Origin of the sequence: Kitasatospora sp. NPDC090308 (assembly GCF_044769485.1) — a bacterium.
In the GTDB taxonomy this organism is placed as follows: Bacteria; Actinomycetota; Actinomycetes; order Streptomycetales; family Streptomycetaceae; genus Kitasatospora; species Kitasatospora fiedleri.
Map to the genome: position 1 here is coordinate 46,447 of NZ_JBIVXY010000006.1, position 20,286 is coordinate 66,732.

Here is a 20,286-nt window from a genome sequence, read left to right on the forward strand (position 1 = left end):
CCGCCAACACCCCACGAAACGCAAGGACCCCTCGCGCACCCGCCAGAGCCCTCCTACCCTTGCTGCCTTCCGGCCCTGGGGGAGTTCAGAGAGATAGCGCCACGCGAGGGGCTGCCCCAAGAGTAGCGGATCCCGACCCCCACTCCCCCCACCCACCCCCAACTCCGATCCCCAGGCCCACCCCCACCACCCACCTGCGAGACCGTGGTCGCAACCACCCCTCCACGTGTACTAAGCTCTCCCACGGAGGATTCGCCTAGAGGCCTAGGGCGCACGCTTGGAAAGCGTGTTGGGGGCAACCCCTCACGAGTTCGAATCTCGTATCCTCCGCCTGATCGAAGGCCCGGACCGCTCAGCGGTCCGGGCCTTCGGCGTTTCCCGGGAAGTCGGGCCAGCCTGTCGTATGGCGAGTATGGTGACGTGTATGGCATCCAAGAAGGTCACTGTCACCCTCCCCGAGGAACTGCTGGACGAGATCCGCGCGGACAGCGCCGATCGCGGCCTCTCCGCCTACGTCGCCGACGCCCTCCGGGCCAAGCGCGACCGCGACCGCCTGCAGGAGTTGGTCGTGTGGCTGGAGGAGGAGCACGGGCCGGTCGGCAGTGACGAACGGGCTGCCGCCTACGCAGAACTGGACGACCTCGACGCGGAGCACGACCGGCGCCGCGCGGCCCGCGGCAAGAGCAGCGGGGCGGCCGCGTGAAGAAGCGCGCCGAGGAAGCCCGGCGGCTGCGCGTCTTCGTGCTGGACAGCGAGGCGCTGTCGCTCGCGGTCCGCGGCGACCGGATGATGATCGCCCGCCTCGACCTCGCCGCCCGCGGCGAGGCGGAGGCCGTCACCTCGCCGATGACCCTGGTCGAGGCGCACGACGCACGGACCACCGAGCAGCGCTGGGACTGGGTACTGTCACGGGTGAACGTCGCCGAACTCGGCAAGGACGAGGCCCGACAGGCACGTCGGCTGCTGGCGGATGCCGGCCTGCACGGGCACAAGTACGCGATCGACGCCGTGCTCTCGGTGGTGGCGCTGCGGCAACGGGGCCAGGTGACGGTCTTCACCTCCGACCCGGAGGACCTGGAGAGACTGCTGCCGAACCACGTCGTGGTGATGAAGGTCTGACCTGTCCGCACAAGCGGGAAGAACCTGAACTGGCCAGGATGAACGTCGAAAGGCGGAGCCTGGTCGCAGTTTTGGTCTCATTCACCCCCGTCCGGCCGGGTTCAGCCGCCGCCCAGCGGTTCGTTCCGCCGCAGGTCAGGACGGGCGTGAACCCCGGCGGACAGTGCCGCGGAGAATGGGAAAGCGTGTTGGGGGCAACCCCTCACGAGTTCGCATCTCGTATCCTCCGCCGGCAGAAGGCCCGGACCGTTTCGACGGTCCGGGCCTTCGTCGTTCCGGGCCGCGTACGATGCGCCGGGTGGAGGGGGAACGCGGGCTGGTGGGGCGGCGGTTGGTGGTGGCGGTGGCCGTGGCGCTGGTGCTGGCCCACCTGCTGAAGGGGGTCGGGCGGGCCGCTGCGGAGCCGGTGGTGGGGGCGGTGGTGGTGGGGGTCTGCCTCGTGCTGGTGGGGTTGCAGTCGCGGCACACCCGGAAACTTCCCGGGTGGGCCGGGTGGGCGGCCGTGGAGGTGGGGGCCGGGTTCCTCGCGGTGGGGCCGCTCGGGGTCTCGGTGGGTCTGCTGTGCCTGCCGGTGGCTTCGTCGCTGTTGGAGCGGCGTCGGGTGCTGCTGGTCCTGTTGGCGGCGGGGGCCGTGCTGGTGGAGGCGGTCCGGGCCCCGGGAGTGCGGGAGGCCGTCGACCTGCTGCTGACGGTCGCCCTGGGCGGCAGCATGCTCTACGCCGTGACCACGCTGGCCCTGCTGGCGGGCCGGGTCCACGACACGCGGCTGGAACTCGCGGCCTCCGCGGTCACCGGCGAGCGGCTGCGCATCGCGTCCGCGATGGGGAAGGGGTTGGACCCGGGCATGGCCGCGATCCGGGAGGCGGCGGAGCGCCGGGATCCGGCGGAGCTGGACGGGTTGATCGGCGTGGCCCGCCGGACGCTGGCGGCGGTCCGGGCCGCCGCCGCCGAGCTGCGCAGCCTCTCGCTGGCGCCGGAGGCGGCGAGCGCCCGCGCCCTGCTGGGTTCGGCGGGCGTCGCGGCCGAGCTGCGGATCGGGCACCGCGAGCCGCTGGGCCCGGCCGGGACGGTGCTGGCGACGGTGCTGCGGGAGGCGGTCACCGCGGTGGTGCGGGTCGGGGACGCCCGGCGGTGCGAGGTCTCGACCGAGGAACGGGCCGGGCGGGTAGTGCTGCGGGTGGTCAGCGACGGCGTGCCGACGGCGGCGCTCGGCGCGGACCTGCTCGACGACCTGGCGGGGCGGGTGCGCGCGGTCGGCGGCCGGCTGGCGGCGGGGCTGGAGGCCGACGGGCGCTTCGCGGTGGAGGCGTCGGTGCCCGTGACGCCGGCCTCGCCCGCCGTGGACCCGCCGGAGCTGCGGACCGCCCTCGGCCTGTACTGGTTCGTGCTCGCCGTGTTCTGCGCCAGGGCGTTGATGTTCGTCCCCGGCCCCCGGCTGGTCCTCGGGGTGGGGTGCGCGGCGGTCTTCTGCGCCTTCCAGGTCCGCTTCTCGATCCGGGACGCGACGCGGCACGCCCGCGCCGCGCTGCTCGCCTCCGCGGTGCTGGCGCTGCTGCCGCTCCCCTGGCTGGGTCGGAACTGGATCGGCGCGGCCGGCATCCTGGCCGGTTCGCTGCTGATCGCCCTGCCGCTGCGCGCGGGCGCGGCGCTGGCCGCCGCGGTGGCGGTGTCCGCCGGGGTCATCGGTGGCGGCGGCGCGGCCGCGGTGCCGCTGACCGCCGTGAGCGTGCTGATCACCTGCGTGGTGGTGTACGCGGTGCTTCGTCTGGTCCGGCTGGTGCGGGAGCTGGAGCGGACGGCGGACGGGCGGGCCCGGGCCGCCGTCGTCGCCGAACGGCTGCGCGCCGCCCGGGACCTGCACGACCTGCTCGGGCACGGTCTGACCGCGATCCTGCTCAAGGCCGAGCTGGCCCGGCGGCTGGCGGGCACCGATCCGGTCCGCTGCCGGGCCGAGCTGGCGGACATCGTGCGGCTGGCCGAGCGCGGCCGGGCCGAGCTGGGGACGGTGGCCGCCGACGGCCCCCGGCTGTCCTTCGCCGCCGAACTGGCTTCGGCGGCGGCGGTGCTGGAGGCCGCCGGGATCACCGTGGAGCTGGAGGAGGGGCCGGTACCGGACGCGGCGGGGGCCGTGCTGTCCGTGGTGCTGCGCGAGGCCGTCACCAACGTCCTGCGGCACAGCCGGGCCCGGTACGTGCGGATCGCCGTCTCGGCGGCCGGGGAGGCGGTGCGGCTGGAGGTGGAGAACGACGGCGTCGGGGCGGACGTCACCGCGCCCGGCTCCGGGATCGGCGGGCTGACGGTCCGGCTGGCCGGGGCGGGCGGCACCCTGGCCGCCGGGCCGGAGGACGGCTGGTACCTGCTGCGGGCCGAGGTGCCGCCGCGTTGAGCCGCGGGGGCCGGCGGCGGTCAGAGCCAGCCGGCCTCGCGGGCGATCCGGACGGCGTCCGTGCGGTTGCGGGCGTTCAGCTTGCCGACGACCGCGGTCAGGACGTTGCGCACCGTGCCGGTGGACAGGTGCAGGCGGGCGGCGATCTCGGGCGGCTCGGCGCCGCCGGCCAGTTCGCGCAGGACGTCGTTCTCGCGGGGGGTGAGCGGGTTGTCCGCCAGGTCCCAGGCGGCGACGGCCAGGGCCGGGTCCAGCACCCTTCCTCCGGCCGCCACCCGGCGGATGGCCGCGACCAGTTCGGCGGGCGGTGCGGTCTTCAGCAGGAAGCCGTCGACCTTCGCGTCCAGGGCCCGGCGGAGCAGCCCGGGGCGGCCCAGCGAGGTCAGCACCAACGTCCGGCAGGCCGGCAGCTTCTCCTTCAGCGCGGCGGCCGCCTGCAGGCCGTCCGTCCGGCCCGGCATCTCGATGTCCAGGACCGCCACGTCGGGGTGGAAGACCAGGGCCCGGGGCAGCACGTCGTCCGCCGAGTCCGTCTCCGCGACGACCTCCAGGTCGGGTTCCAGCCCGAGGAGGGCCACCAGTGCCCCGCGCACCACGTGCTGGTCCTCGGCCAGCAGGAGTCTGATCATGGCCCGACCCTACCCGTGACGACGTCACGGGTGCCGCGTGATCCCTTCCCTGGGAAGGGAGTTCGCGGGCCGGGAGGCTGGAGGCATGAGCGAAGCGATCACGTTGGACGCCGTGAGCAAGGTCCACGGCAAGGGGCGGGGCGCGGTCGCCGCGCTGCGGGAGGTGACGGTGCGGCTGCCGAAGGGCGGTTTCACCGCGGTGATGGGGCCGTCCGGTTCGGGCAAGAGCACCTTCCTGCACTGCGCGGCGGGCCTGGACCGCCCGACCGCCGGGACCGTCCGGCTCGGCGGCACCGACCTGTCCCGGCTGAGCGAGAAGGAGCTGACCGAACTGCGGCGCGAGCGCGCGGGGTTCGTGTTCCAGTCGTTCAACCTGGTCTCCGCGCTGACGGTCGAGCAGAACGTCACGCTGCCGCTGCGGCTGGCCGGGCGCCGGGCCGACGCCGGGCGGCTGGCGGAACTCGTCCGCCGGGTGGGCCTGCAGGAGCGCACCGGCCACCGGCCGGGCCAGCTGTCCGGCGGCCAGCAGCAGCGGGTGGCGATCGCCCGGGCGCTGGTCTCGGACCCCGAGGTGGTGTTCGCCGACGAACCCACCGGCGCGCTGGACACGATGACGGCCCGTGAGGTGCTGGTCCTGCTGCGGCAGACCGTCGACGAGTTCGGCCAGACCCTCGTCATGGTCACCCACGACCCGGTCGCCGCGTCCTACGCCGACGAGGTGCTGTTCCTGGCCGACGGGCGGGTCGTCGACACCATGGCCGGACCGACCGCCGCCAAGGTCGCCGACCGGATGATCCGGCTGGGGGCGTGGAACCGGTGATGCTGGGACTCGCGCTCGCCACCCTCCGGCACCGCCGGGCCGGGTTCGCCGGCGCCTTCGTCGCCCTGTTCTGCGCCGCGGCCCTGGTCTGCGGCTGCGGGACGCTGCTGGTCACCGGCCTGGTCGGCGCCGTCCGGCCGGAGCGCTACGCGGCGGCGCCGATCGTGGTGTCCGGCGACCAGGAGGTGCACGCGGTCGTGGACAAGGGGAAGGGGAAGGTCAAGGAGAAGGCCAAGCCGATCGCGAACCGCGCCTGGGTGCCGGCCGCCCTCGCGGAGCGCGTCGCGGCGCTGCCGTCGGTGCGGGCCGTCGCCACCGAGGTGACCTTCCCGGCGCTGCTGCCCGGCGGCCCGGACCGCGGTTCGTGGGGCCACGGCTGGGAGTCCGCGCCGTTGGCCGGTCTCGCCCTGGCCGCCGGCCGCGCGCCCGCCGCCGACGACGAGGTGGTCGTCGACGCGGGCACCGCGGCCCGGGCGCACCTGTCGCCCGGCTCCGCCACGGTCGTCCGGGCTCCCTCGGGGACGCTGGGCGTGCGGGTGGTCGGGGTCACCGCGCGGGGCTTCGACAGCCAGGCCGCGGTCTTCTTCAGCACCGGCCGGGCCCGTACGCTCGCCGGCCACGACGGGCTGGTCAGCGCGATCGGCGTCTTCCCGTCCGCGCCGTCGGCCGCCGCCGACGTCCGGGCGCTGCTGGCCGGCGCCCCGGGCGCGCTGGTGCGCACCGGCGACGACCGGGGGCGGGCGGAATTCCCGGACGCCGCCGGGGCCGGGGTGCGCCTGGTCAGCACGGGCGCCGTGCTGGCCGGCACCTCGCTGCTGGTCGCCCTGCTGATCGTGGTCGGCACCTTCGGCCTGTCGATCCGGCAGCGGCAACGGGAGATCGCGGTGTTGCGGGCGGTGGCCGCGACCGGGCGGCAGGTCCGGAAGATGATCGGCGGCGAGGCGCTGGTGCTCGGCCTGTCCGCCGGGATTCCGGGTGCCGCCGCCGGTCTGCCGCTGGGCGGTTGGCTGGACGGCCGGTTCGTCGCCCTCGGCGTCGTCCCGGCCAACCTGCCCGTGGTGTTCTCGCCCTTCCCGGCGCTGGCCGCCGCGGCGGTCACGCTGCTGGCCGGCTGGGTGGCGGCCCGGGTCTCGGCGCGGCGGGCGACCGCGATCAGGCCGGTCGAGGCGCTCGGCGAGGCGGAGTCGAAGCCGCCGCGCCTGGCTCCGGCCCGGATCGGCTTCGGGGTGCTGGCCACGGCCGGCGCGACCGTGCTGACCGCCCTGCTGACCGTCCTGCACTCCGACCAGGCGTCGACGCCGGTCTGCTTCCTCGCCGTGCTGCTGTGGTGCACGGCGCTCTCGCTGCTCGGCCCGCCGGTGGCCGGAGCCGGGACGGCCGTGCTGTCCCTGCCGCTGCGGGCGTCCCGGACCGGCGGCTGGCTCGCCGTCCGGCACCTGCGGGCCGGGGCGCACCGGCTGGCGTCGGTGGTCGTGCCGCTGACCCTGCTGATCGCGATGGCCTGCACCATCCTGTTCACCCAGGCCACCACCGAGCACGCGGCCGCCGCCCAGCGCGAGCACGGCAGCACCGCCGACTTCGTGGTCGGCCCGCACGCTCCGGCCTCCGCCGCCGAGGCGCTCGCCGCGGTGCCGGGCGTCCGGACGGTGACCCGGGTCCTGCACAGTCAGGTCCGGGACGGGCTCACCAGGCGCGGCGTGCAGGCCGTCACCCCCGAGCGGCTGGCCGACACGCTGGACCTCGGCGTCACCGCCGGTGACCTCGACCGGCTGGCGGACGACACGGCGGCGGCCGCGGACGGGCTGGGCTACCGGCTCGGCCAGCGCATCCGGCTGACCCTCGCCGACGGCACCCCGGCGGAGGTGACGGTGGTCGCGCTCTACGGCCGCGGCCTCGGCTTCGGCGACCTGACCCTCGCGCACCACCTGGTCGCCGCCCACGTCGACGTGCCGCTGGACGACGAACTGCTGGTCCGCGGCGACGGCCTGACCCGGCGGTCGCTCACCGCCGCCCTGCGCGGCGACCCCGGGCTCGGGGTGCTCGACCGGGCCTCCGCCGCCGCGACGGACCGGTCCGGCGCGCAGATCGGCTACGTCACGCTCGGGCTGATCATCACCTTCGTGGCCATCGCCGTCGTCAACACCCTGGCCATGGGCATCGCCGACCGCCGCCACGAGTTCACCGCGCTGGCCCTGGCCGGTGCCACCCGGCGCCAGATCCGGCGGATGCTCGGCTGGGAGACCACGGTCGCCGTCACCCTCGCCACCGCCCTCGGCCTGGCCGTCGCCCTCACGGTGCTCGGCACCTACGCCGAGGGCATCACCCGCGGCACCGCCGGGGCGGCCGTCCCCGTCCCCGAACTCGCCCTGGTCCTCCTCGGCGCGGCCTCCCTCGCCGCCCTCGGCACCTGGCTCCCCGCCCGCACCACCCTGCGCCGACCGCACCGCCGGCCCTGAGGGGACCCGACCGGGCAGCACGAGCCGGTTCGCGGGGCTGGCCCCTGGCCCGGGCCCCGGTCTCGTTCGGTGCGGTCCGGCGGAGTCCGGCCGCTGCGGGGGGACGTCTCCAGCAGCGGTCAGGGCGGGGGTGGACCCCGGCGGACGGAGCCGAGGAGACGTGGAGGGCCGGTGGGGGACGACCCCTCACGAGTTCGAATCCCGCGTCCTCCGCCTGATCGAAGGCCCGGACCGCACCTGCGGCCCGGGATCAGGCAACGCGCTCGGGGCTTCCGGAATCCGTCGCCGTGGAGCTCGGTGGGTTCCGAGGGTGGGGGGCGGTGGGACTCGCGCGCAACTCACTCGGTCTTGAATTCGACCGGCCCGGTGCTCATCCGGAAGTTGCCGTTGGAGTACAGCACGGGGCGGGCCTCCTGGTGGTTTCCGCTGTACTTCTCGACGTGGCGGATCTCGATACCGCCGGGGACGGTGAAGTCGATGAGGGCGATGGCGACCCAGTAGGACAGGTTGCGGTTGTTGTACAGCGGGGCGGTGACGGTGGAGCCGCGGCCGTCCGTGACGACGGCTCGGGCGCCGTAGGACTTGAAGGAGCCGGTGCCGTTCTCGACCGCGCTGTAGGCGCAGATGAGGACGTAGCCCTGGAGGTCCGGCCGACGAATGGTGACGGTCTCCCGTCCGGGGTTGCGGGCGTCGCCGTCGAGGGCGATGTACGGGGGTTCGACCGGAGATCCGAGGTGCCGGTAGTAGATGACCTGCTCGGACTTGGTCGGCCTGGGGCCTTTGGGGGTGACGGCGCTGCGGGGTACGTGGAGGGCGTAGAGATCCAGGTCTGCGCCGGCTCGGCGCCGTGCCCTACTGCCACCGTCCCATTCCAGGCTGGCGGTGACGACGAGGTGGGGGTCGTCCTTGCGCATGTCGATCGTGGCCTGACCGCCCTTGCCGAGGGCGACTCTGCCGAGGGGTCGGGCGGGCCGGAGAAGGGCGGGCGAACCCGGCGCGGAGGTGGGCAGAGCGTGTCCGGGCGGCTGCGGCGGGTCGGCCGGGGCCGCCCGATCGGCACGGATGCGCGGTTGGGGCGCGCCGCCCGTCGCCGCTGGCGGGGGCGCGGGCTCCGCCGAAGGGGCGGCCACGGGCCCGGGCTCGTCCACGGCGATGCCGAAGTCCGCCGCCAGACCTGCCAACCCGCTGGACCACCCCTGTCCGACAGCCCGCACCTTCCACTTGCCCCCGCGCCGGTAGAGCTCGACGAGAACCGTCACGGTCTCTCCGCCGTCCATCGGCGGCGGAACGAAGACGAATCGCGAGGAACCGCACTCGATGCCGGCGCTGGGTGTGCTCTCCGTGCCGAAGCGGCCCTGGGGGAGGTCGATGTCGACGCTGACCACCACGGCGATGCGCTCCACCGAGGGCGGGACGCGGCCGAGGTCCGCCGTGACGGTGGGGCCGGCCGCGGTGACGCCGTCCTGGGACGGGTGGTTGTAGAACACCAGATCGTGATCGCCACGGACCTTGCCACCGGGGCCGAGGAGAACCGCGGAGACGTCGACGGGCAGGCCGGAAGCGACGACGGTCACCCGGCAGCGGGAGTCGGCCAGAAGCGCGTTCTCCCCCTTGGAGAGCGTGATGGACATGTGAACCTCCGGTGGCGATCCGCCCATGGTGGCGGCAACGACTCGGCCGCGCAGGAGAAATGGCGAGATTCCGGTGGCACGCGCGCGCGGCGTGGAGCGAGTGGGACCGGGACGGAGGCACGACACGGGCCGGGGCGTCGGTGCGCTGCGGGCCGGGCGGAAGCGACCGGGCCGCGGTGGTGGTTTTCGGGGCTTCGTCGCACCCCGCTCGCGGTGGTGCGCCATGCTTGGGGTCACGGGCGGGTCCGGGAGGGTGGGGCGGCCCGGTGGGTGTGGTGTTCCGTCGGTGGGGAGGGTGGGCTGGTGCTGGCCGGGTGGTTGTACGGGCTGGGGGCGGCCGGGTTGGAGCGGGTGCTGGTGGCGCGGCCGGATGCCGCGGTGGCGCCGGAGCCGCGGTCGGTGGGGGAGCTGGCGGAGCGCCTTGAGCGTCCGGCGTCGGTGGCGTCGGCGTTGGCGCGGCTGACGTTGCCCGGTCTGCAGGTGGCGGAGGCCGTCGTCGCGCTGGCGTCCGGGTCGCGCGGGGAGTTGGCCGGGCTGCTGGACGCGGTGGACGGCGACCGCGCCCGCGGGTTGGACGCGGTGCTGGAGGAGTTGGCCGACCACGCCCTGGTGTGGCCCGCCGGTGAGGGGCTGTTGCGGACGGCGGCGGCGCTGCGGAACGCGTGGGGTTCGCCCCTGGGGCTCGACGCGCCGCTCGGGCGGCTGTTCGCGGGCGCGGGCTCCGACGAGCTGGGCCGCGTGCTGACGAGGCTCGGCGTCCGGCCCTCGGCCGGTCGGAAGGCGGCGCGGCTGGCGGCGCTGGTCGACCACCACAGCGATCCGGCCCGGGTCGTCGCGCTGGTGGCCGGGGCGCCCCCGGCGACCCGGGAACTGCTCCGGCGGCGGGCGCACGAGGCCGCGGACCGGTCGGGCGCCGTCCTGTTCGGGGGCCCGCCGCCCGGTGCCCGGCCCGGTGAGCGGTGGGCGGTGGAGCGGGGACTGCTGGTCGAGGACCGCCACCGCTACGGGCCGGCCCGGATGCCCGCGGAGGTGGCGCTCGCGCTGCGCGGCGCCGACTGGCACGCCCCGTTCACTCCCGTCCCGCCCGAGGTGCGGTCGGCGCCGGTCACCGGCTCCGGCGTCGAACGGGAGGCCTCCGCCGCCGCGATGGCGTTCACGGCCGGTGCCGTGGCCGTACTCGGGACGTGCGCCACCGCGCCGCCGGCCCGGCTCAAGTCCGGTGGGATCGGCGCGCGCGAGCTGTCCCGGATCGGCAGGGCGGCGCGGTGCGACGAGATCGTGGTGCGCCTCGTGCTGGAGGCGGCGGGCGCGGCCGGCCTGCTGGCCCCGGACGGCGACCGGGTGGCGGCGACCGCGTCCTACGACGCCTGGGCCGAGCAGGACCCGGCCGGCCAACTCGCCGTGCTGCTCCGGGCGTGGTGGGCGCTCCCGCGGACCCCCGGCGGGAGCCGCGACGAGGACGGGAAGTCCCTGCCGGCGCTTGCCGGAGCACCGCCCTGCCAGGGCTGCGTCCAGGCCCGGCACGGGCTGCTCGCGGCCGCGGCGCGGCTCCCGGCCGACGAAGGCGCGGTGCACCCGGCGGACCTGGGGGAACTGCTCGGGTGGCTGCGCCCGCTCGCCGACGGACTCCCCGGGGACTCCACGCCGTTCGCCACCCTGATCCGGGAGGCGGAGCTGCTCGGCGTGCTCGCGCTCGGAGCGGTGTCCCCGCTCGGGGCGGCCCTGCTCGCCGTCACTCCCGGCGATTCCGAAGTCCTCGACGCCGCCGGAGCCCTCGACGCCGCCGACGCCCTGGCCGACGCCTGCCGGCGGCTGCTGCCCGCCGCCAGCGCGACCGCCCGCTTCGGCAGCGACCTGACGGCCGTGGTCGCCGGCACCCCGACGGCGCGCCTCCGTGCGCTGCTGGACTCCGCCGCGGACCGGGAGAGCTCCGGCGCGGCGTCCGTGTGGCGGTTCAGCACCGGGAGCGTCCGCCGGGCCCTCGACGCCGGTCTCACCGCCGACGTCCTCGTCGCCGACCTGGCCGCCGCCGCCGGCGGGCCGCTCCCCCAGCCCCTCTCGTACCTGGTGCACGACACCGCGCGCGGCCACGGCCGGGTCCGCGTCGTCTCCGCCGCCTGCGTGGTCCACGGCGCGGAGCCCGCCCTGCTGGCGGAACTGGCCGCGCACCGCGGGCTCTCCCGGCTCGGCCTGCGGCAGCTGGCGCCCACGGTGCTGCTCGGCCGGACCCCGCCGGACGAGACGCTCGCGGCCCTGCGCGCCGCGGGCTACGCCCCCACCGCCGAGGAGCCCGACGGGTCCGTCCGCATCGAGCGGGCCCGGCGGCAGCGGGCGACGAGCCCCGTTCCGTCCCCGCGCCCGCCCGGCGGCAGGCCCCGCACCCGGCGTGCGGCCGTCCCCGCCGCGGGCGGCCGGACGGGCGTCGACCTGCCGGCCCTGGCCGCCCGGCTCATGGACGCCCCGCAGGACGTTCCGGAGCCCGATCCCTGGGACGGCCGTCCGTACCACAGCGACACCGAGGAGATCATCGCCGGGACCGCCCGGAACCTGTCCTTCACCGACGCCCGCCAGCTGGCCCACGCCGTGGACGAAGGGCGGCGGATCACCGTCGAGTACACCGCCACCTCGGGCAGCACGACCGTCCGCACCCTCAGCCGGCTCGAACTCGACGCGCCCTACCTCCGGGCCTGGTGCCACCTGCGGGACGCCGAGCGGGTGTTCACCCTCTCCCGCATCCACGGCGTGATGCCCGGATAGGCCGGGTGGCCCGGGTGGCCCGGGGCGAGGTGGCCGGGGTCGGCGTCAGTCGGGCCGGTTCCGGGCCGTCAGCTGCTCGCGGAAGGTGGGGCAGGTGACGATGTCGGTCCGGCCGCACTGGAGGGCGTGGGTCAGGAGTCGGTGGGCGTGGTCGAGGTCGACCACGCGCTGTTCGATCTCGGTGAGCTTGGCGCGGATCATCGCCTGCCGGCGCGGCTGGTCCTGCTGGAACTCCCGGACCTCGGCCAGGCTCAGGCCGGCCTGCTGGAACTTGCGCAGCAGGACGATCCGTTCGGCGGCCTGCGGCGGGTAGCGGCGCTGGCCGTTGCGGCGTTCGGGGGCGGGGAGCAGGCCGTGGCGCTCCCAGAACCGGATGGCCGACGCGGGGACGCCGGTGAGCTCGGCAAGCCGGCCGATCGTCATCTCCACGGTCCGCGGTTCCTCCTCCGTCCGCCCGCTCCGGCGGGCCGGGGCGGCGCTTGACTTGAACCTTAGTTCACGTCGCAGAGTGGCCGTCACGCGCAGCGGGGGCGAACCGGCCGCCGCCGGAACGGAATGGGAGACGCAGGGATGACCAGCACGCCCGAGGTGAAGAACCGGGCCCACCAGCTCGTCGAGGCCGCCCGGCAGCTCTTCGTGGCCGGGGTGATGTCGCACTCCGGCCACGCCAACCTGAGTGTCAGGCTCGACGCCGACCGCTTCCTGCTGACCCCGGGGTTCGTCCGCGACCTGGAGCCGGACCAGTTGGCGACCGTCGGGCTGGACGGGCGGGTCCTGGAGGGAGAACTGCGCTCCGTCAGCGCCGAGATCATCACCATGCACAGCGCCGTCTACCGGGCCCGCCCGCAGGCGGGCGCGGTCATCCACACCCACTCGCCCGCCGCGACCGCCTTCGCGGTGGCCCACCGGCCGCTGCCGTGCCGCACCGAGCCGATGCTCCGCTTCGGGCAGCCGGAGGAGGTGCCGGTGGTGCCCTGGGGGCCGCGCGGATCGGACGTCTCGGTGCGGGGCGTCGCCGAGGTCCTGGAGCGGCGGCCGACGACGTCCGCGGTCCTGCTGGCCAACCACGGGCTGCTGGTGTTCGGCCCGGACGCGGCGGCTGCCGCGCACCTGGTGGTGGCGGTCGAGGAGAGCGCCGAGGCCGAGATCGCCGCCGCGGCGATCGGCGGGGCCGTGGACTTCCCGGCGGGCGCCCTGGCGGCCGTCCGGGCCTCGATCGCGCGGGTCGCGGCATGACCGACCGCACCTTCGCAGAGCGTTCCGAAGCGCTGCGGGAGCGCTACCGCACGACGCTCGGAGCCGTCCCGCCCGCCGTGGAGGACCGGCTGCGGCTGGCCCGGGACTTCGGGCGGCTCCCCACGGAGGAGGCGTTCACGGCGCTGCGCCACCTCGTCCTGGCTGACAGCCCGCTCGGCGACCGCGTCCAACAGCTGGTCCACTTCGGCCAGTTGCTGGCCCTCTGCCGGGCGGAACCGGCCCGGATCCACGCCCGGGGCGCACTCCACGCGGGCGCCGGGATCGCCGACCTGATCGGGGTCGCGGAGACGGCGCTGATCACCTCGGGCACGCCGTCCTACGCGCTCGGCCTGGAGATCGTCGCCGAACTCCGGCCGGACGACGACGACCACGGGCCGGCCCGCTGACCGTCGCAGCTCAGGGCTGGTGCGGACCGGGACGGGCGGCGGTCGGGCGGGCCGTGCGGAGCAGGTGGCGGACGGCCCGGATCGCTGCGGCGAGGGCGAAGCCGTAGACGGAGACCAGGCCGTGGCCGTTGTCCTGGGCGAGCCACATCGCGAGGCCGAGCACCGGGACGCCGGCGGCCAGGGCGATCTCCTTGGGGAGGCGGGTGCGGGTGAGGAGGGCGAGGGCCAGGGTGGCGCCCAGGAAGTAGGTGGCGCCGGAGCTGCCCGCGAAGTTGCGGGGGTCGGCGCTGGGGCCGTCGCCGAGGCCGAGCAGGGTGTCGACGCGGCCGGGCAGCAGGACGCCCGCGAGGAAGAGGGCGAGGGTGAGCGGGCCGCCCCAGTACCACTGGGCGAGCGCGGCGACGGCGGCCAGGGTGAGGAGGTTCCACAGGCCGCCGAACAGGCCGCCGTTCTGCATGAACACCGAGGTGAGTTCGCGCCACCAGCCGGACTTCGCGGGGTCGGCGTCGAGCGCGTCCATCGCCCCGGACCACGCCAGTTGGAGCAGGACCCCGGCGACGGCGGTCGCGGTGAGGGCGATCGCCGCCCAGGGGAGCGGCCGTCCGCGCAGGGTGTCGCGGCCGAGCACCGCGAGGCCGCAGTTGACCATCATGACCATCAGCGCGGCCGTGGTGACGTTGAAGACGATCGCCCCCATGTCCCGTTCCTCCCCCTGTCACGGTGTTTCCAACACCGTTCGAAAACCTGGTGGCGCAAAACTAGCACAGTTTTCGAACGGTGTTGGAAAACCTTGTACGGTGGGCCCATGAAGCTCACCAAGGAGCGCATCGTCGACGCGGGCATGGCCGTCTTCGCCGAGGTCGGCTACCAGAACCTGTCCATGCGCCAGGTCGCCGACCGCCTGGACGCCCACGCGGGCAGCCTCTACTACCACGTGCGCGGGAAGGAGGAACTACTCGCCCTGATGGCCGACCGGGTCTGCCGCTCCGCCTACGACGCCGGCAGCGCGGCCCTCGCCGCCCTCCCGCCCGCCGCCGACTGGCAGGACCGGGTCGCGACCCAGGCCACCGCCCTGCGGCTGAGCATCAAGCAGCACCCCGGCGGCGCCCAGCTCCTCGCCGAGAGTCCCGGCACGCTCAGCACCGGCGCCCTCGCCCTGATGGAACGCCTGCTGCGCACCCTCCTCGACGCCGGACTGCCCGCCGACCACTGCGCCGTCTGCGCCGACACGCTGCTCAGCCACGTCACCGGCTTCGTGCTCCAGGAGCAGAACCAGCCCGCCGCGCCGCCGTCCGTCACCGCCGAGCGCTACGCCGAGCTGCGCGAGCGGTTCCCGCTGCTCATGGGCCCGTCGATGCCGCGCCTGGGCCAGGACGAGAAGTTCACCCGGAGCGTGCGGCTGCTCTGCGCCGGTTTCGCCGCACCCGTTCGGGAGGGGTGAAGCCGGGCGGGGTGAAGCCGGGCGGCATGAAACCCGGGCGGCGGGAGAGAAGCCCGGGCGGCGGGAGATCCGGGCGGCGGGAAGCGCGGGCCGTCCCGCGGACCGTCAACTCCGGTGCCCGGGAAGGTTCGTGGCACGCCTGCGCGTCGGCACCGGTGGTGCTCGGTGCCGACGGTCGGCAGGTGACACCGGGGCCGTCTGGCTGCTCAACCGGCTCCGGCGTCACCGGGCGCCTGCCCGTGCCGCGGCGGCCCAACCACGGCCGCCGCGAGGCGGACGGGCGGGCGGACGGCGCGGGGGTGCCGGGTCAGAGGTTGAACATGCCGGTGTACGGCTGGACGACGCGCTCCTGTCGTGATCCGAAGTCGACCAGCACCGCGGTGTCGCCCTCGACGCCGATGACCCGGCCGAGGCCGTAGGCGTCGTGGGTGACGCGGTCGCCGACGGCGAAGTGCTTGCGCGGTGCTTCGGTCCTGGCTTTGAAGGGGCTGGTGGGCAGGTGCCGGCGGACTGCTTCAGATTTTTTCATCCACTCCAGTATGCGCCGCGGGGAACGGGGTTGGGCCTCCTCGGGCCACCCGAATTCTGCGGAGCCCAAAATTCCGGGTGTGTCGGACGACACGCCCGGGTGGTCCGGGCCCGGGAGCCGGCCGCCGGGGAGCGCCGCCGGGCCGCCCGGCGGCCTGTAGTCTTCGCAACTCGACTCGGAGGCAGTCCAGTTGACCGGATCGGCGGTCCGGGGGCGGTGGCCCCGGGCGACCCGCCGAAAAATTGGCATGGAGATTTCCGCCCGCTGCGGCCCCCGGGCTGCTACAGTCGAGGTAGTTGCAGTAGTGGTTCCCATGAACTTTGTGTGCGCCTGCTCGTGTAGCGGGCGCATTTTTGTTTTCCGGCGTTTTTTCCGGGCGGGCGCTCATCGCGGTGACTCGGCTTCCGTAACGTGCGGATGCCGGAAAGTCCCTTGAAGGAGATTTTTTACATGGCTAATGGCACCGTGAAGTGGTTCAACGCGGAAAAGGGCTTCGGCTTCATCGAGCAGGAGGGTGGCGGCCCGGACGTCTTCGCCCACTACTCGAACATCAACGCCAACGGCTTCCGCGAGCTGCTCGAGGGCCAGAAGGTCGAGTTCGACGTCACGCAGGGCCAGAAGGGCCCGCAGGCGGAGAACATTCGCCCGCTGTAGTTCCTACTGCCGCGGCACCCGCCCGGCGGCGAGGGCCCGCACCGTGTGCATCACGCCCGGTGCGGGCCCTCGCGCGTTTTCCACCACCCACCTCCGGCTGTTCCGGCCCGCTCCTGGCCGCCGACGGCCCTCCCGCGCGAACGCGCGGCGCCGTGTCCGAACCGGTGCCGCGTCCGAGCCGGTACCGGGCCCCGCGGTCCGGGGTTCACCGGGCCCCTGTGGTCCGGGGTCCGAGGTCTTCCGCTCCCGCCCGTTCGGTGAGCGCCGACCGCACGTCAGGCGCCGTCCAGAGGAAGGCCTCCCGCATGAACCGTTCGACCCGTCCCAGCCGCCCGCCGTTCCAGAACTCCGGCTCCCGGCCCGCCGCGGCGGGTGGTGCCGGACGTGCCGGGCGCGAGTTCGCGATGCCGGTGAGCACCACCCCGGCGCTGCCGCCCGTCGAGTCCTTCGACCAGCTGGACCTGCCGAAGGAGCTGCTGTCGGTGCTGGCCCGGCGGGGCGTCACGGCGCCGTTCCCGATCCAGGGCGCGACGCTGCCGAACGCGCTGGCCGGCCGCGACGTGCTGGGCCGGGGCCGGACCGGCTCCGGCAAGACGCTGGCCTTCGGCCTGGCCGTGCTGGCCCGGACCGCCGGGCGGCAGGCCGAGCCGCGCAGCCCGCTGGCCCTGGTCCTGGTGCCCACCCGCGAACTCGCCCAGCAGGTCACCGAGGCGCTCACCCCGTACGCCCAGGCGGTGCGGCTGCGGCTGGCCACCGTGGTCGGCGGGGTGCCGGTCCGCCGGCAGGCGCAGGTGCTGAACCGGGGGGCGGAGATCGTGGTGGCCACGCCCGGCCGGCTGGGGGACCTGATCGAGCGCCGGCTCTGCCGGTTGGACGCGGTCGAGGCCACCGTGCTGGACGAGGCCGACCAGATGGCCGACATGGGCTTCCTGCCGCAGGTCACCGAGTTCCTGGAGCAGGTCGCCGAGGGCGGCCAGACCCTGCTGTTCTCCGCCACCCTGGACCGCAACGTCGACCGCCTGGTGCGGCGCTTCCTGAAGGACCCGGTCACCCACGCGGTGGACCCGTCCGCGGGGGCGGTCAGCACCATGGAGCACCACGTGCTGCACGTGCAGAACGCCGACAAGAACGCCACGATCGCGCACATCGCCGCCCGCGACGGCCGGGTGATCATGTTCATCGACACCAAGCACGGCGCGGACCGCCTGGTCGAGACGCTGCTGGCGAGCGGCGTCAAGGCCGCGGCGCTGCACGGCGGCAAGTCCCAGCCGCAGCGCACCCGGACCCTGGAGCAGTTCCGGTCCGGGCAGGTGGCCGCGCTCGTCGCGACCGACGTCGCCGCCCGCGGCATCCACGTCGACGGCCTCGACCTGGTGGTCAACCTGGACCCGCCCGCCGACCACAAGGACTACCTGCACCGCGGCGGACGCACCGCCCGGGCCGGCGAGTCCGGCACCGTCGTCACCCTGGTGCTGCCCAACCAGCGCCGCGGGACGGCCCGGATGATGAGCACGGCCGGCATCACCCCCGTCACCACCAGGGTCCGGGCCGGTGACGAGGAACTCACCCGGATCACCGGCGCCCGCGTCCCCACCGGCGTGCCGGTCGCGATCCCCGACCCCGTGATCGAACGGCCCCGCCACAACCGGTCGACCGGCCGCAACCGCTACGGGCGTCCCGCCGGCGGAGCGCGCGGCGCCTCGCCCCGGCCGTACAGCGGGTGAGACCCGGCGGCGCCCGCCACGTGGCGCCCGGGTGGCCGCTCAGCGCCGCCCGATGCGGGAACTCAGCGCCACGCGAACAGGGACGGCGTGGCGTCGTCGCTGGTGTGCCCGCCCCGGCGGGCCTTCAGTGCGTGCGAGAGGGCGCGCACCGCGGCCCGCACGCCGGAGCGTGAGCCCTCGATGCGGTCGACCCGGTCGATCAGCCGTTGCTCGCCGAACTGCCGTCCGCTCGCGCCCCGTTCCGCGACCAGGCCGTCGGTGAAGCACCGCGCCCGCCTCCCCGCACCGTCACCGGCCCCGCGCCCGGCCCGCCGGGCCCGGTCCCTCCCGTCACATCCGAGATCGGCCCGGCCCGCCCCCGGCCGTGGTGCGTCCCGGCGGCGCGGGGGGCCGGGCGGGGTGCAGGGCCGAGGGCAGGGCCGGGTGGTGGTCTAGGAGAGGGCGGCGACCAGCTGGGCGGTGGCCGGAGTGGGGACGTGATGGGTGGCTCCGGCGCGGAGGACGGCTCCGCCGATGGCGTCGAGTTCGAGGGGGCGGCCGGCCTCGGCGTCGCGCTGCATGGAGGACCTCATCGTCGCCGGGAAGCGGTCGAAGAGGGCGAGCAGGTCCTCGGCGTCCGCCGGTGCCCCGGCCGCGCGGGCGACCGCGGCGACCTCGTCGAGGACGGTGAGCAGTTCGGGGCGGTGCCGGTCGCGGACGGTGCCGACGTCGGTGCGGTGCCGGGTGGTCAGCAGGGCGAACGGGGCGAGGAAGGAGAGCTTGTTCCAGAGCACCGTGCTCTCGTCCGGGCCGAGGGCGACACCCGGTCCGGCCGCGCGCAGCGCCTGCGCGAACGGTTCGAGCCGCTGGTCGGGGTCGGCGAGGACCAGGTTGGCGAACGGGCTGGTGTGGGCGATGCGGCCGGGGGCGGTGCGGGTGGCCTCGATCTGGATGGTGCCCGCGACGACCTCGGCGGCCGGGAAGCGGGCCCGGAGCACCGCGAGGTGGTCGACGCCGTTGAGGAGCGGGACCACGACCGCCGAACCGAGCAGGTCGGCCGGGACTCGGTCGAGTGCCTCGGCGAGCGAGGTCTGCTTGACCGTCACGAAGAGGGCGTCGACCGGCTCGCGCAGCACGGTGTCGGCCGCCACCGCCGCGGTGAACTCCCCGTACTGCTCGCTGTCGACGTGCAGTCCGTCCGCGCGCAGGACGGCGGCGGTCCGGTCTCCGGCCAGGCAGACGACGCGGTGTCCGGCGCGGGCGAGCAGGGCGGCGAGCAGGCCGCCGACTCCGCCCGGACCGAGGACGGCGACGGTCGGCTTGCTGGTGCTCATGGGTGCTCCTGGAAGTGCGGGAAGGACGAGCGGTGGGGCAGCAGTGGGGCAGGGGCGGCGGGTCGACACCCGCCCGTGCCGGGCGCGTCCGGAGCGCGCGGTGGCAGCGGGCGGGTTGCCGCCCTGGGCCCGGAACGATCGTCAAACTTCCGGCGGTGCAAGTCAATCCATGGGTTTGCTGGGAGAGGGGCAAGCCTAGGCTTGGGGCCGTGACTCTTGATGATCTGCGGGTGTTCGGCGCGGTCTGCCGGAGCGGCTCGCTCAGCGGGGCCGCGCGTGACCTGGGGTGCACGCAGTCGGCGGTGAGCCAGCACGTGAAGCGGCTGGAGCGGGAGCTGGGCCTCAGCCTGTTCGAGCGGCAGCCGCGGGGGGTGGCGCCGACCCCGGCGGGGCGGCTGCTGCGGGGCGCGGTGACCGAGGGGCTGGGGCTGATCGACCAGGCGGTGCGGCGGATCGAGGAACTCGCCCGGGCCGAGGGCGGGTCGGTGCGGGTCACCACCGGGGCGACGACCGTGCGGCACTTCATGGCCGCGGCGGTGGTGGACTTCCGGCGCCGGTTCCCGCGGGCCAGCCTGGAGTTCCAGACCGAGACGTCCAGCCGCGGCTGTTTCGACGCGCTCGCCGCCGGGGCGGTCGACCTGGCCTGGATCACCCTGCGGCCGGCCGGCGGGGACGTGGAGCAGCGCGCCGTCGTCCACCTGCCCTGGTCGCTGGCGGTGGCGGCCGGGGACCCGCTGGCGGACCGGGCCCTGGTCGAGCCCGCCGACCTGCAGGACGTCCGGCTGATCGGGCTGCCCGAGAACTCGACCGCGCGCACCCAGCTCGGCGGGTGGCTGGCCGGGTCGGGCATCCGGCCGGTCTTCGACACCAGCGTCACGGACTGGGACACCGCGATCCTGCTGGCCGGACTCGGGCTCGGCCGGGCGGTCGTCCCCACCCTGCCCGAGTGGACCGGCCCGGGCCACCCCGACCTGCGGCTGGTCCCGATCCCGGCGCTGCCCCCGCTCACGGCGGGCTGGGCGGTCCGCCGCTGGGACGCCCTCTCCCCGCTGGCCCGGGCCTTCGCGGACACCGTCGCCGAGCACTGCGCCCGCCGGGACGGCCGGACGACGGAATGGGACGTACCCGTTGCGAACCCGTCGGCGCGCGCCTAGCGTGAGGGGCCGTTGATCCGTCCACGGGGG

General features: G+C 75.4%; 18 protein-coding genes, 1 tRNA gene, 1 other RNA gene and 1 pseudogene. 13 read left to right on the forward strand and 8 right to left on the reverse strand.

From position 1 onward, the window contains the following. Positions 1 to 22: 22 nt before the first annotated feature. Positions 23 to 113, reverse strand: an RNA gene (gene ffs, locus ACIQVD_RS16095) — signal recognition particle sRNA small type. 132 nt (positions 114 to 245) lie between these two features. Here ffs and ACIQVD_RS16100 point away from each other — a divergent pair. From ACIQVD_RS16100 to ACIQVD_RS16115, 4 genes are all read left to right on the forward strand, one after another. Next, a tRNA-Ser gene (locus tag ACIQVD_RS16100) sits at positions 246 to 330 on the forward strand. A gap of 94 nt (positions 331 to 424) precedes the next feature. After that, positions 425 to 703 (forward strand): CopG family transcriptional regulator, encoded by a 279-nt coding sequence (locus ACIQVD_RS16105; RefSeq protein WP_402289600.1) that lies wholly within the window; start codon positions 425 to 427, stop codon positions 701 to 703. Continuing rightward, positions 700 to 1,119, forward strand: a complete 420-nt coding sequence (locus tag ACIQVD_RS16110) for a hypothetical protein (protein ID WP_402289602.1) — start codon at positions 700 to 702, stop codon at positions 1,117 to 1,119. Before ACIQVD_RS16105 ends, ACIQVD_RS16110 begins: the two co-directional genes overlap by 4 nt. A 298-nt stretch (positions 1,120 to 1,417) precedes the next feature. Continuing rightward, entirely contained in the window at positions 1,418 to 3,505 is a 2,088-nt protein-coding gene (locus ACIQVD_RS16115; protein ID WP_402289604.1) for a histidine kinase, read from the forward strand. A gap of 20 nt (positions 3,506 to 3,525) precedes the next feature. On the opposite strand, the gene ACIQVD_RS16120 is transcribed toward ACIQVD_RS16115, so the two are convergent. Next, a complete protein-coding gene (locus ACIQVD_RS16120; RefSeq protein ID WP_402289607.1) occupies positions 3,526 to 4,134 on the reverse strand; it encodes a DNA-binding response regulator in 609 nt (202 codons plus the stop codon). 85 nt (positions 4,135 to 4,219) lie between these two features. Here ACIQVD_RS16120 and ACIQVD_RS16125 point away from each other — a divergent pair, with 85 nt between their 5' ends. Then, complete coding sequence (locus tag ACIQVD_RS16125) at positions 4,220 to 4,954, forward strand: ABC transporter ATP-binding protein (RefSeq protein ID WP_402289609.1); 735 nt, start codon at positions 4,220 to 4,222, stop codon at positions 4,952 to 4,954. Continuing rightward, complete coding sequence (locus ACIQVD_RS16130; RefSeq protein WP_402289612.1) at positions 4,954 to 7,410, forward strand: FtsX-like permease family protein; 2,457 nt, start codon at positions 4,954 to 4,956, stop codon at positions 7,408 to 7,410. Before ACIQVD_RS16125 ends, ACIQVD_RS16130 begins: the two co-directional genes overlap by 1 nt. Before the next feature lie 338 nt (positions 7,411 to 7,748). Here the strand turns inward: ACIQVD_RS16130 and ACIQVD_RS16135 are convergent, their stop codons facing one another. Next, on the reverse strand, positions 7,749 to 9,041 hold the full coding sequence (locus ACIQVD_RS16135; protein ID WP_402289614.1) for a TerD family protein: 1,293 nt from the start codon (positions 9,039 to 9,041) through the stop codon (positions 7,749 to 7,751). A gap of 303 nt (positions 9,042 to 9,344) precedes the next feature. Between ACIQVD_RS16135 and ACIQVD_RS16140 the strand changes: the two genes are divergently transcribed. Then, on the forward strand, positions 9,345 to 11,798 hold the full coding sequence (locus tag ACIQVD_RS16140; protein ID WP_402289616.1) for a helicase C-terminal domain-containing protein: 2,454 nt from the start codon (positions 9,345 to 9,347) through the stop codon (positions 11,796 to 11,798). A gap of 45 nt (positions 11,799 to 11,843) precedes the next feature. Here the strand turns inward: ACIQVD_RS16140 and ACIQVD_RS16145 are convergent, their stop codons facing one another. Further along, entirely contained in the window at positions 11,844 to 12,221 is a 378-nt protein-coding gene (locus ACIQVD_RS16145) for a MerR family transcriptional regulator (RefSeq protein WP_400684173.1), read from the reverse strand. A 147-nt stretch (positions 12,222 to 12,368) separates the two neighbouring features. Here ACIQVD_RS16145 and ACIQVD_RS16150 point away from each other — a divergent pair, with 147 nt between their 5' ends. Together ACIQVD_RS16150 and ACIQVD_RS16155 are read left to right on the forward strand one after the other, a co-directional pair. Next, complete coding sequence (locus tag ACIQVD_RS16150; RefSeq protein WP_402289618.1) at positions 12,369 to 13,034, forward strand: class II aldolase/adducin family protein; 666 nt, start codon at positions 12,369 to 12,371, stop codon at positions 13,032 to 13,034. Beyond that, positions 13,031 to 13,441 carry a carboxymuconolactone decarboxylase family protein gene (locus ACIQVD_RS16155; RefSeq protein WP_400683563.1) on the forward strand — a complete coding sequence of 137 codons (411 nt, stop codon included), beginning with the start codon at positions 13,031 to 13,033 and terminating at the stop codon, positions 13,439 to 13,441. The genes ACIQVD_RS16150 and ACIQVD_RS16155 overlap by 4 nt, the downstream gene beginning before the upstream one ends. 10 nt (positions 13,442 to 13,451) lie before the next feature. Here ACIQVD_RS16155 and ACIQVD_RS16160 read toward each other — a convergent pair whose 3' ends face one another. Continuing rightward, entirely contained in the window at positions 13,452 to 14,138 is a 687-nt protein-coding gene (locus ACIQVD_RS16160) for a hypothetical protein (RefSeq protein WP_402289620.1), read from the reverse strand. Positions 14,139 to 14,246: 108 nt separating this feature from the next. Here ACIQVD_RS16160 and ACIQVD_RS16165 point away from each other — a divergent pair, with 108 nt between their 5' ends. Next, positions 14,247 to 14,882, forward strand: coding sequence for a TetR/AcrR family transcriptional regulator (locus tag ACIQVD_RS16165; RefSeq protein ID WP_402289623.1), 636 nt, complete (start codon positions 14,247 to 14,249; stop codon positions 14,880 to 14,882). Between the two features lie 307 nt (positions 14,883 to 15,189). Here the strand turns inward: ACIQVD_RS16165 and ACIQVD_RS16170 are convergent, their stop codons facing one another. After that, complete coding sequence (locus ACIQVD_RS16170; RefSeq protein WP_400683551.1) at positions 15,190 to 15,411, reverse strand: hypothetical protein; 222 nt, start codon at positions 15,409 to 15,411, stop codon at positions 15,190 to 15,192. A 450-nt stretch (positions 15,412 to 15,861) separates the two neighbouring features. Between ACIQVD_RS16170 and ACIQVD_RS16175 the strand changes: the two genes are divergently transcribed. Together ACIQVD_RS16175 and ACIQVD_RS16180 are read left to right on the forward strand one after the other, a co-directional pair. Beyond that, positions 15,862 to 16,065 (forward strand): cold-shock protein, encoded by a 204-nt coding sequence (locus ACIQVD_RS16175; protein WP_030918248.1) that lies wholly within the window; start codon positions 15,862 to 15,864, stop codon positions 16,063 to 16,065. Positions 16,066 to 16,370: 305 nt separating this feature from the next. Next, a complete protein-coding gene (locus ACIQVD_RS16180) occupies positions 16,371 to 17,789 on the forward strand; it encodes a DEAD/DEAH box helicase (RefSeq protein ID WP_402289626.1) in 1,419 nt (472 codons plus the stop codon). 62 nt (positions 17,790 to 17,851) lie between these two features. Here ACIQVD_RS16180 and ACIQVD_RS16185 read toward each other — a convergent pair. Both ACIQVD_RS16185 and ACIQVD_RS16190 read right to left on the reverse strand, forming a co-directional pair. After that, positions 17,852 to 18,058, reverse strand: a pseudogene (locus tag ACIQVD_RS16185) (SpoIIE family protein phosphatase); the annotation flags it as partial. A gap of 162 nt (positions 18,059 to 18,220) precedes the next feature. After that, complete coding sequence (locus ACIQVD_RS16190; RefSeq protein WP_400683545.1) at positions 18,221 to 19,102, reverse strand: ketopantoate reductase family protein; 882 nt, start codon at positions 19,100 to 19,102, stop codon at positions 18,221 to 18,223. A 209-nt stretch (positions 19,103 to 19,311) separates the two neighbouring features. On the opposite strand from ACIQVD_RS16190, the gene ACIQVD_RS16195 reads away from it, so the two are divergent. Continuing rightward, positions 19,312 to 20,256 carry a LysR family transcriptional regulator gene (locus ACIQVD_RS16195; protein WP_400683541.1) on the forward strand — a complete coding sequence of 315 codons (945 nt, stop codon included), beginning with the start codon at positions 19,312 to 19,314 and terminating at the stop codon, positions 20,254 to 20,256. Positions 20,257 to 20,286 lie beyond the last annotated feature (30 nt).